The 10,145-nt window shown below is 26.2% G+C and carries 12 protein-coding genes; 4 read left to right on the plus strand and 8 right to left on the minus strand.

Annotation, left to right across the window (positions count from 1 at the left end; translation table 11 throughout):
- Positions 1–79: 79 nt before the first annotated feature.
- The 8 genes from C8C76_RS14390 to C8C76_RS14420 form a co-directional block, all read right to left on the minus strand.
- Entirely contained in the window at positions 80–706 is a 627-nt protein-coding gene (locus C8C76_RS14390) for a GmrSD restriction endonuclease domain-containing protein (protein WP_108142841.1), read from the minus strand.
- A gap of 39 nt (positions 707–745) precedes the next feature.
- Positions 746–1,636, minus strand: a complete 891-nt coding sequence (locus C8C76_RS14395; RefSeq protein WP_108142843.1) for a DUF5655 domain-containing protein — start codon at positions 1,634–1,636, stop codon at positions 746–748.
- Positions 1,637–1,681: 45 nt separating this feature from the next.
- A complete protein-coding gene (locus tag C8C76_RS15450; RefSeq protein ID WP_258222593.1) occupies positions 1,682–1,813 on the minus strand; it encodes a hypothetical protein in 132 nt (43 codons plus the stop codon).
- 154 nt (positions 1,814–1,967) lie between these two features.
- Entirely contained in the window at positions 1,968–2,270 is a 303-nt protein-coding gene (locus tag C8C76_RS14400) for a hypothetical protein (RefSeq protein WP_108142845.1), read from the minus strand.
- A 320-nt stretch (positions 2,271–2,590) separates the two neighbouring features.
- Positions 2,591–3,298 (minus strand): hypothetical protein, encoded by a 708-nt coding sequence (locus C8C76_RS14405; RefSeq protein ID WP_146161877.1) that lies wholly within the window; start codon positions 3,296–3,298, stop codon positions 2,591–2,593.
- Between the two features lie 193 nt (positions 3,299–3,491).
- Positions 3,492–4,448, minus strand: a complete 957-nt coding sequence (locus tag C8C76_RS14410) for a hypothetical protein (RefSeq protein ID WP_108142849.1) — start codon at positions 4,446–4,448, stop codon at positions 3,492–3,494.
- Between the two features lie 202 nt (positions 4,449–4,650).
- Positions 4,651–5,109: a hypothetical protein gene (locus C8C76_RS14415; protein WP_108142850.1), complete on the minus strand. Its 459-nt coding sequence runs from the start codon at positions 5,107–5,109 to the stop codon at positions 4,651–4,653.
- Positions 5,090–5,869, minus strand: coding sequence for a ParA family protein (locus tag C8C76_RS14420; protein ID WP_108142852.1), 780 nt, complete (start codon positions 5,867–5,869; stop codon positions 5,090–5,092). The genes C8C76_RS14415 and C8C76_RS14420 overlap by 20 nt, the downstream gene beginning before the upstream one ends.
- A gap of 1,327 nt (positions 5,870–7,196) precedes the next feature.
- On the opposite strand from C8C76_RS14420, the gene C8C76_RS14425 reads away from it, so the two are divergent.
- From C8C76_RS14425 to C8C76_RS14440, 4 genes are all read left to right on the plus strand, one after another.
- Positions 7,197–7,934 (plus strand): hypothetical protein, encoded by a 738-nt coding sequence (locus C8C76_RS14425; protein ID WP_108142854.1) that lies wholly within the window; start codon positions 7,197–7,199, stop codon positions 7,932–7,934.
- Positions 7,935–8,080: 146 nt separating this feature from the next.
- A complete protein-coding gene (locus C8C76_RS14430; protein WP_181248241.1) occupies positions 8,081–8,935 on the plus strand; it encodes a hypothetical protein in 855 nt (284 codons plus the stop codon).
- Positions 8,936–9,045: 110 nt separating this feature from the next.
- Entirely contained in the window at positions 9,046–9,645 is a 600-nt protein-coding gene (locus C8C76_RS14435) for a JAB domain-containing protein (RefSeq protein ID WP_108142858.1), read from the plus strand.
- 52 nt (positions 9,646–9,697) lie between these two features.
- The gene (locus C8C76_RS14440; protein WP_108142860.1) at positions 9,698–9,985 is read left to right on the plus strand and encodes a hypothetical protein; all 288 of its coding nucleotides are present in this window, start codon (positions 9,698–9,700) and stop codon (positions 9,983–9,985) included.
- The last annotated feature ends 160 nt before the right edge of the window (positions 9,986–10,145 follow it).

Below are 10,145 nucleotides of genomic sequence, written 5' to 3' on the forward strand. Positions count from 1 at the left end.
AAAGGATAAGGTAGTGACTGAATATTCTGTAGATAGTATATGTTCTCAATAACTTAAATTTGACAATGCTTAAATATTTTTATGCAATGCTAGTGACATTTTTTATATTTCTAAGATTATTCCTATATTCATGGTCATATTCAACATAACCCTCTTCATGAATATTTTTTTCTACTTCATTGAAGTTTTCTTTAATATCATTTAATTTAACTATCAAATTCTTTTCATACTTTTTTCTTCTGGGAATATTTCTCTTAATAGATCCATTTTTGTCATCTATATCGTTCCAAAATAAAAAGCGTTTTTTATATGTATCATCATTTTCTTCACTTATTGTTATATCAACATATAAAGTAGGGTCAAAATCTTCTCTTCCTTCGATAGAACCACCATATAAGGATGTCAATAAAGATGTGGTTCTTTGTTGACCATCTAATATATATTGATATTCTGATTTATTTTGATCATCTGAAATATCATGGCCTCCAATATTACGATAATTTTGAAGTTTTACACCTGTTTTCCAGACAAGAATACTACCAATTGGGTAGAATTTGTAGATACTATCCCATAATTTTTTTACATTGTCTTCTTCCCAAACTACTTCTCGCTGAAAAGTTGGAATTTGATATTTTTTATTCTTTAAATTATCTAAATATGTTCCTATTGAGTCCTGAGTTGGTTTAATTCTATCAGCTTTTGGCATAATATTTCCCCCAAAAAATAATTTTTATTATAATAAAATCTAATTTCCACTATTATCATAAGCCTTTTCAATCAACTGTTTAGCCAATTTAATATCATCTTCACTTTCTACTCTTACTTCTAAATCACCTGTTCCAAAATGTCCAATCTCAGATACATCTCTCAGAATATCATCTTCTAAATCAACTTCAGCTGGTTCAATTCTAAGATATATAAGCAGGTGTTCTTTATGAATATCTATACATAAAAAATTTCTAATAATCCTGTATGCAATATAAAATTTGCGAGGACTTTCTACTACATCATCAGCTAATTCCAGAGTGAAATCTCTTAGCTCATCAAATAATTTTTTGATTCTTTCAGAACCATTTTTTAAATGATATTCCACACTATAATCTTTATTAGTAGAACTTTTATTATTACCCTTACTCTCTTCTGCTGCTGTTAGAATATCAAGTGCAAATAAGTCATCTTCAAAAATCCTGTATTGTATAAGCTCAATGGGTCTTTTCATCTGATCTACAGCATAAGTATCATACTTATTAAATTCTTCAGCAATACATAAAACTCTTGGAGAGGACCAATCAATTTCAATTTTCTGATTAAGCGTATCTCTAACCAGTAACTCAAAAGCACTCTTGTGATCAACCAGCCAATCGAGATAAAACAAAGCCTGGTTAATTATATTCTGGTTTTTATTTCGCTTATATTCTAAAATCACTGGAGAGTTATTTTCATCAATACCTATGGTATCCATTCTCCCACCATGTCTTTGACCAGTAGAGTATTCAGTAGCTAAAAAAGTAATACCAAATAGTTCTTTCAAATTTTCTTCCACCAAACTTTGAAGCTTTTTTTCTAACTTAAAATCCTTCTTTTTGAGCTGCTTCATTTTCCCATCATCTTTGATTTTATAAGAAATAAAAGTCATATTTTACCTCTTCTCATAAAAAAATTATTTTAATTTATTCTTTAATCATTCTGGTACTTCCCCATATTTTTCAAGGTATTGGTCAGCTAATTTTTTATTATTTTCTTCAATTGATTTAGAGTAATCAGGTTCATTGTCAATAATATCTAATCCTATTAGATCATCTTCTTCCTCCATAAGCAGACAGCTCCCTAAATGGTTTTATTGTTACTCATTGAAAAAAATATATTCACTAATAAAATATCATACTGCTGCGACACCATAGTGTCAAAGCCTACTAAATTAATTTCTCCAATGGTTCAATTTAACCTTCATATTATTTTTATTAGTATTACTCAAAAACCTCTACCACTACTGACTCAGGAACCCACATATAATCTATACCTTCATCGTTAATAGGAAACTCAAAGTAGTACCAATTACCATCTAAATCTGTCTTATACTGATCACTGCCTTCCAATCCTTCAAGCCACTGTTCTTCAGCAATAGCAAGCTCATCTTCATCATTAACTGGGTCCTCAGGCAAACCTTCTCTGATAATCTTTAGCTTGTATTCTCCATCTGGAAAATTGAAACCAGATTCTTTAAAAGTTTTAGCTGTATAAAATTCTCCTACCTGATAATTTAAAGACATAATATCATCTCCAAGTAAATTTTTATAAAAGTATTGATTTACAAATTAATCTAATAAGTGATTATAATAATAAAAGTTCTAATAGTTCGGCTAAAAGTGTATGGGTTTTCTCGGTTGAAGTGGTGGTCTAAATTTAAATTAGAGGGCTTTATTTGCTCCATCTAGAGGTTTTATTTTGTTTTATGTATAAAACAGTATCCTTCTGATAATAACTCTCAGATTTGATTTATGAGGCTTTGGTGAAATTTGTTTGCTAAGTTTGGCAGTGGTTCAGCAAATTAATAAAAAATATAAAAATTGTATTGTGTGATATCTCCAGGCTATTTTTTTAAAAGATAATCAAATTTTTTAATTATATGGTGAATTTCATCAAAATCAATTTTATCCTCAAAAATTTTTTTCTTATCATAGCTTACAGCTATATAAAAATCTAACCATAAAAAATCTATGCTTGTTTTTGACACCAATAAATTGTACAATTCCTTGATATTATTAACTTGATCTATATCTGATAATTCATTTCCAAGATCTAAATCTTGATCAAAATTAATAACTTTATTATTTTTAATTTCGAAGCTAATTTCATTTGAATGTTTTTCTACTTCCGGATCATTAGATTGACTGTTTAGAATTCCTATCAACAATCTGAATTTAACGTTTTTATCAAACTCTTGATTAATATCACTCACAATACTGTCTAATTTCCCAGATACTATATTAGCTTTAAAATCATACCAACTCCAGTCAGATTTCAAATTATATTTTTTAGCTATACCAATTCCTAAATTTTCATCATAACCTTTTTCAACATTAACTCCAAAATTTATTCTTTCATCTTCATCAAAAATAACAAATTTTGCAAATTTGTAAGCAGGCCACTCTTTCGATGGTACTATCCACCATGTAGTTTTCTCTGAATCAAAACGATTATATGGTCTAGCAACAAAATCGGTGTTTTCATAATCATAGTAGCTTTGTATTTTATGAGCAATTTGTTTTAATTTCATTTTTTCTCCTTTGGAATCCATAGACAAATGATTTCCACCCAATTATGCCTTCCAGTTTCTTTTAAAAAGTTATTGTAATCATCTTACAATAACGTAATACAGTTATGTCAGATCCAACTAAAATTATGTAATTTATTTTCTAAAAATTTATATGAGTTTTATCTAATAACTAAATTTTAATATCAAAAAATCGTCTTAAGTTACTGTCATAAAGCTATTCTTTATACTTATCAGGATCAATAAAGAAATTTTTCCACTTGTAATCAGAATCAGATTGCCCCTTATTATTTTTACTTTTCTTAGAAGCTGATTTATTATTTTTTAATTCATTAGATTTTTTTTTGAAAGATTTATTTTGCGATAAAACTGAATTTAATTGATCCAGAGTATAAATTTCATCTTCTACAAGCATAGATAACCTATTAAAGCAAAAAGCTTGATTATGTCCTCCCAGGCCACAGTGCTCAATTGTTTTTAAAATTAACTGTTCAGATAATCCATTAAGCATATATTCTTTTATTTTTTCTAGCTGAAAATTATTGGGATATGTAGAAAATGATTTGTTGAAATATTTTTTGATTTTTTTAAAATTGCTTTTTTTATTATTATTTTTTTTATTGTTATTAATTTCTGTAGTAATCTCTGTTAATGTTTCGTTGGATTCAACGATTCCATTTGTTGATTTCAACGAATCCATGTTATTACTAGGATTATCCGTCTCAAATCCATTTGTTGATTTCGAAGATTCCATGCTATCACTGGAATCGTTGATTTCAACAAATCCATTTTGAGTATCTTCTTTTTCTTCAAGAAATTTTATAAATAGTTTAGTAAAAGTTTCTCTGTTTAATTTATAATGAGTAGTGGGAGCACCATTTGCTTTTATTAATTTAGTTTCGATTATTCCTTTATCTTCTAAATACTTTTTAGCTTTTCTAATTGCATAGTCGCTTAAAAAATAATCCTCTTTCCACTCTTTGTTAGATTTATAAATAAAACCGTCTTCTCTGCTTCCTTTATCTGAAAGATATATTATTTGAGACAAGAAGAGGCCAATATAAAGATCTTCATCACAAAACCTGATAAAACTTTTTGGTATAGCCAGGATATTTTTTTCACCAGCAAAAGATTTTATAGTCTGGAATATCTGATATTGATATGTATTTGCCATTTAGTAGTCACCCCATGTAGAAACTTTAAGTTATAATTATACAGCCTAAGGATATATGCAGCGGACAAAAGAGTCAAAAAATTCTATGTAATTACATAATTATGCATATAAGTAATTACGCACTTATGCCATTACGTAATTACGTAAATAAATATTTCTGAAAATTATAATAAATGTATTTACATATTTAAATAATTACATCTTAGGCAAATTCTTTTATAATTTTTTTAAGGGACTCTACTAGATCATCATCAGGTGAAGAAACTCTTTTTACTTCACTAAAGTATTCTTTATCTAATTTTTTTAATAATAACCAACCTAATTCAATTGCATTTTGTTTACTGAGATTCATACGGAGCTCTTTTCTAAATTTTCTTTTACAATCTTCAAAATTATCTTCCATATCTGGTTTTACTATAAATGAAGATCTATATGGTTTCTGTTCATCAAGCCAACTATTATTTACAGCTTCAGTTTCTTTTTTCTCATCATTTGATGAGTTTTCTTGCTGATCATTATTTTTTTCTTCATTTTTATCTGATGAATTATCATTTTTATTTTCATCTTCAGTTTTCTTTTTTGAATTTTGACTAGACATCCTGCTTCCTATCTTACTTAGTATTTCTTCTGAACTACCGAGTCTATTCTTCTTTTTCGACATGCTCCATAACCTCCTCAGCTAGACTGGTATAATTTTTAGCACCTCTAGCTCTGCCATCATATTCAAATACAGTTTGGTTATTACTTTGAGCTTCTTTCAATTTAGTATTAGTTTTTATGATAGTTTTAAATACTTTCTTTTTGAAGTACTCATTAATTTTTTCAGTCATCTCTTTATGTAATGATAATCTAGCATCATGCATAGTAATAAGAACTCCCATAATTTCTAAATCATGATTTACTTCTTCCTGAACTTCTTCATAAGTAGATAGAAGCATTTCAATACCGTATAAACCATATACTTCTGGCTGCATTGGAATAATAACATAATCTGAAGCACTTAAAGCATTGATTGTTAAAATTCCTAAAGAAGGAGGACAGTCAATTAAAATAAAATCATAATCTTCTTTTAGTGAATTTGAAAAAGATCTTGATAAAAGTGAAGCTGAACTAAATTTTCTAGCAAATTCTAATTCTGCACCAGTTAATTCAAATGCAGCAGGAATTATATCTAAATTATTGTGATCAGTCTTTTTAATAATACTACCTAGTGGTAAGTTTTTATCTTTTAAAACATCAAAAATAGTATTTTTTTGAGCATAACAGTCAATTCCTAAAGTTGTTGAAAGATTCATTTGTGGGTCTAAATCAAGTAAAAGAACTTTATTATTTTTTTCAGCTAAAGCATATCCTAAGTTGTGAGTTGTGGTAGTTTTTCCGACTCCACCCTTCTGATTTACTATTGAAATTATTGTTGCCATTTTATTACCTCCTAAATAATGCAATAATACCTTACTTTTTATGCTATCATACTAATTCGTTATAGACAATAAACTTCCTGCATAAATTTATCAAAAAAAGAAGAAAATCAATAAAATAATCAAATAAAGCCTAGAATAATAAGGTTTTAAGCTAAATTCAGAAATATTAAAGGCTAATTAATGCAATTAAATGAAAACCTTTTTTCTAATTTCAAGTTCAAATCAAACATAAAAAAAATAAAAAATGTAAACATACACATCAATATTTGCGATTTTTAAAATAATTAAAATTCAGATCTATTTATTTATGCAATAAAATAATTATGCTAATATTTATTTAAATATTTACGTAATTACATAAATACGTAAATAAATATTTTATAATATTCTGAATTAATATAATAAATTTATGGTTAATTGATGTAATAAAGGTTAAGAAATTTTGTTGATAATATACTCTTGATCTGAAAAAATTTTAACCTGGAGAAGAAAATAAGATTCTAGGTTGATATGATAATTAAATAGTAAATAAAAAATATCAATAAGATAATAATTCATTTCATAATATTAAGGCTAAAGCTAGAAATTAAATATTACTACTTATAAAAAAAGAAAATTTTAATTTCCATGAACTAAGAAAGCTTTAGAGGAAAAATAATAGGACAATCTAATTAATGGTATAAAAATAATGCAGCTGCTCAGGGCTATTGTGAAAAAGTTAGAGAATATATAAATAAAGGTCCATAAAAAAAGATGAATTGTTATAGCTGAGTGTTTTCAACCCACTTAGCTGTTATTGTTTAAAAAAGCATAATTACGTATTTAAATAATTATGCTAATATTTATTTAAATATTTACGTAATTACATAAATAAATATTTATGCTAATATATAAATACGTAATTATGTATTTATATATTTTATAATATTCTGATAAAATATATTTAATATTATCTTCAAGATTAAATTTAATGAAAAATTAAACTACTCGACACAGTGCTGTCAATACTATTTGATATGATTTTAATGAAATAAGATTAAAGGGAAGTGTAAGAAAAAAACTCGAAATTTTTCAAGATATATTTTAATCAACAAAAAGTTTTAGCATATTAGCATAATTAAATAATTACGTAGATATGCTTATATTTAATTACGTAGAAGCATAATTATGCTTATAAATATTTTATAATATTTTGAAAACTATATTTAGGTTAGAAAATTATTAATTAAAGATATAATTATATTTATTAAAGGATATTATTTCTTTTTATAGAATAAATTTATTATAACATTAAAGTCAATAATTTATTTAGGAGTGGTTAATAAAGATGAAAAAAATATTTATTTTTACAATTATATTTTTAGTTTTATTTTCAAGTAGTAGCTTTGCTTTTGAAAATGCAGATAGTGATTTTTGGAATAGTTTAGATGAAAGTGAAAAAGAAATATATTTAAAGGGTCTAAATGATGGTTTTAATCTACATATTACAGGAAATAAAATTTATAATGAACCAAATAGATATAATAGTATTGAAGAAGTGTTGGATGAACTAGAAAACAATAATAATCTTTTTTATTTAGATAATCAAACCAAAAGTGAATTAAATAATCACTTTGCAAAAAATGAAAGTAAGAGCATATTCGAATATTTTTTAAATGATTCTTTTGAAATCGATAATAGTGAAGAAATAAATAAAAAGAAAAAAAGAGAAAAAATTGTAGAATATGCTGGTTATCAAACTGAACTATTTGATCGATACGAAACGAGTTTAGTTTCTGAGCATGGTAGATTATATATAGTATTTAATAATTATAGTGATAAAGTTGTGACCGGCATAATATATGATATTTATCTATATGATAATTTTGGAGATAGTATGGGGCAGGAAAGAAGGAAAATTCAAGTTAATATAGAACCAAACACCAGAGATTTAGGGGAATTTATAAATTTCCTTCCGGGTTCAAACTCTGTTTATCCTTTAATTGTTAATAATACTTTAAAAGTTAAAGCAAAAGTTATTAGAGCAGTGTTTTCAGACGGAGAAATCATTAATTTCGAAGAGTAATTTATTAAGGAGGGTTTATCATTAAAATTTTAAAATTTTTAGATGGAATTGTATTTTTGGGTTCGTTTTTTATGTTTTTCCTTAATCCGCTTTATTTTAATTTTCAATTTATAATTTTTTATTTAATAATAAGATTTGTCTTAACTATGATAATTAAATTTTTTCAATTTATTAAAAATAAGAGAAAAAATAAGAAAATAAAGAGCTACATAGTTTCTTTAATGGAAGTTTTTGATAGTTTCAACATTAACCAAAAAAAGGATTTTGTGAAATTATTAAACCAAGAAGCAAAGATAAAATTTTTATTAGTTTATGATACAGCTACTAAAAACAAAAGGAAATTGAAAATAAAAAACATTGATAGAGCAACCTGGGAAGTTTTAAATAGATTTTTCAACTGGATAAGTGTTAAACAAGGAGAATTAGCTTTAGCTGCTTTTAGTAACTTAAGTACAGAAGAAAAGGAAAAAATTCTAAATGAAACAAAAAATGAAGATTTTATTAAAAATGCAGCTCAGTATTTTGAGGATAATGGCAAATTTAGGTTTGATGATTTAAAAGATATAAATGATTATACTAATTTTAATCAGATGATGAATCATAATGTACAGGATTTTATAAGAACTCAAAACCAAATTAACCAACAACAGATGCAGATGAATATGCAAAATCAGATGAACCAACAAATGCAGCATCAACTCCAAAGTCAAATGGATCTACAAATGCAGCAGCAAATAAATAAAGCATTTAATGATTTTTCAATGAAAAGTGTAACTCCTTTTGATCATGGGGGATTTGTACAAGGTCAAGGATTTAATCCTTCAGATACAATGGCAGCTGAAATGAATAACATGAATAGGGAAACTAATAATCAAATGACGAATAGTATGAATAACAATATGCACGACAACTTTAATAATAGCATGAATGATAATATGAATGATAATATGAATAATGATATGAATAATATGGGAGGTATGGGAGGTATGAATAATTTTTAATTTTATTAAGTCGAGTATATAAATAGGCCTAGGAGATATCTAGGCCTCAAAACTAAAAAAATCATTAATTAAAGTCAATAGTCGACTATCAATATAAGGAGATTAAGATTATGAAATCAAAAAAAGAGGTGTACAGTAAATTTGCAGATTTATTACAATTAAATACTGAGCAACAAGCTAAGATCTATAAATTAAAGCTACATGAAATTTTAAATAAAAAAATAATTTCAGAAAAACTAGATTTAAGTTCTGTTCAGCAAGAATTATACAGTGATTTTATGTTAGTACATAGAAATTTAGAAGGATTGTATAGCATAGAAGAAACAAGAACGATTTTTACACCTGAAGATGTATTAGAAATTTTATCACCATACATGAGCTCTTTAAAAGTAGAAGAAATGGTAACTATTTATTTAAATGGAAAAAGAGAGGTGCTAGATATAAAAGTAATTGGGATAGGAGGACCTAAAATAGTAGCTAGTTCTCCTAGTATTATTTTAAAAGAAGCTTTAAATATTGGAGCAAGTGGATTTATTTTGGCACATAATCATCCGGGTGGAAGCACTGAATTTTCAGAACCTGATATGAAAGTAACTGAATTACTAGAAACATTAGGTGATTATCTTGAAATAACTTTAGTAGATCATTTAGTTTATGCAGAAAATACAGTTAGAAGCTATGCTGAAGAAGAGATAATACAAAAATTATAAGAAGATAGATAATGAATCGTTTTAATTAAATTTTAGATAAAGAGGAGATAAAATGGCTGATACGTATGAAATTATGCAAAAGCTGTATGGTAAAATAATTGATTTACATTTAGGGATAAATACTGAAATGGCTAGAAAGTTAACTAAAAAGGCTCTTAATATTTTGGAAGATGATTTAACTGATGAACAGCGAATAAAAGAAACAATAAAAAAAGTTGTTTTAGAGAGTGAATTGAAACCGATCGAAAAGCAGTATTTTCTATATATGAAGGCTGATATGAGTGAGAAAGAAATTTATCAAAAATATCCAAAAGAAAAGCTAGAAGAATTAAGTAAATAATTATAAAAACAGGAAGCCTTTAATCTTTATTGGCTTCCTGTTTGCCTTGTATATATAAATTTAGTCACTAGCATTGCATAAAAATATTTAAGCATTGTCAAATTTAAGTTATTGAGAACATATACTATCTACAGAATATTCAGTCACTACCTTATCCTTT

The sequence above is a fragment of the Halanaerobium saccharolyticum genome, from assembly GCF_003053565.1.
Lineage (GTDB): Bacteria > Bacillota > Halanaerobiia > Halanaerobiales > Halanaerobiaceae > Halanaerobium > Halanaerobium saccharolyticum_B.

Bases quoted from the DNA above. Each gene is read 5' to 3' on its own strand.
- C8C76_RS14390 (WP_108142841.1), bottom strand. From the start codon at position 706: ATGCCAAAAGCTGATAGAATTAAACCAACTCAGGACTCAATAGGAACA.
- C8C76_RS14395 (WP_108142843.1), bottom strand. From the start codon at position 1,636: ATGACTTTTATTTCTTATAAAATCAAAGATGATGGGAAAATGAAGCAG.
- C8C76_RS15450 (WP_258222593.1), bottom strand. From the start codon at position 1,813: ATGGAGGAAGAAGATGATCTAATAGGATTAGATATTATTGACAATGAA.
- C8C76_RS14400 (WP_108142845.1), bottom strand. From the start codon at position 2,270: ATGTCTTTAAATTATCAGGTAGGAGAATTTTATACAGCTAAAACTTTT.
- C8C76_RS14405 (WP_146161877.1), bottom strand. From the start codon at position 3,298: ATGGATTCCAAAGGAGAAAAAATGAAATTAAAACAAATTGCTCATAAA.
- C8C76_RS14410 (WP_108142849.1), bottom strand. From the start codon at position 4,448: ATGGCAAATACATATCAATATCAGATATTCCAGACTATAAAATCTTTT.
- C8C76_RS14415 (WP_108142850.1), bottom strand. From the start codon at position 5,109: ATGTCGAAAAAGAAGAATAGACTCGGTAGTTCAGAAGAAATACTAAGT.
- C8C76_RS14420 (WP_108142852.1), bottom strand. From the start codon at position 5,869: ATGGCAACAATAATTTCAATAGTAAATCAGAAGGGTGGAGTCGGAAAA.
- C8C76_RS14425 (WP_108142854.1), top strand. From the start codon at position 7,197: ATGAAAAAAATATTTATTTTTACAATTATATTTTTAGTTTTATTTTCA.
- C8C76_RS14430 (WP_181248241.1), top strand. From the start codon at position 8,081: ATGATAATTAAATTTTTTCAATTTATTAAAAATAAGAGAAAAAATAAG.
- C8C76_RS14435 (WP_108142858.1), top strand. From the start codon at position 9,046: ATGAAATCAAAAAAAGAGGTGTACAGTAAATTTGCAGATTTATTACAA.
- C8C76_RS14440 (WP_108142860.1), top strand. From the start codon at position 9,698: ATGGCTGATACGTATGAAATTATGCAAAAGCTGTATGGTAAAATAATT.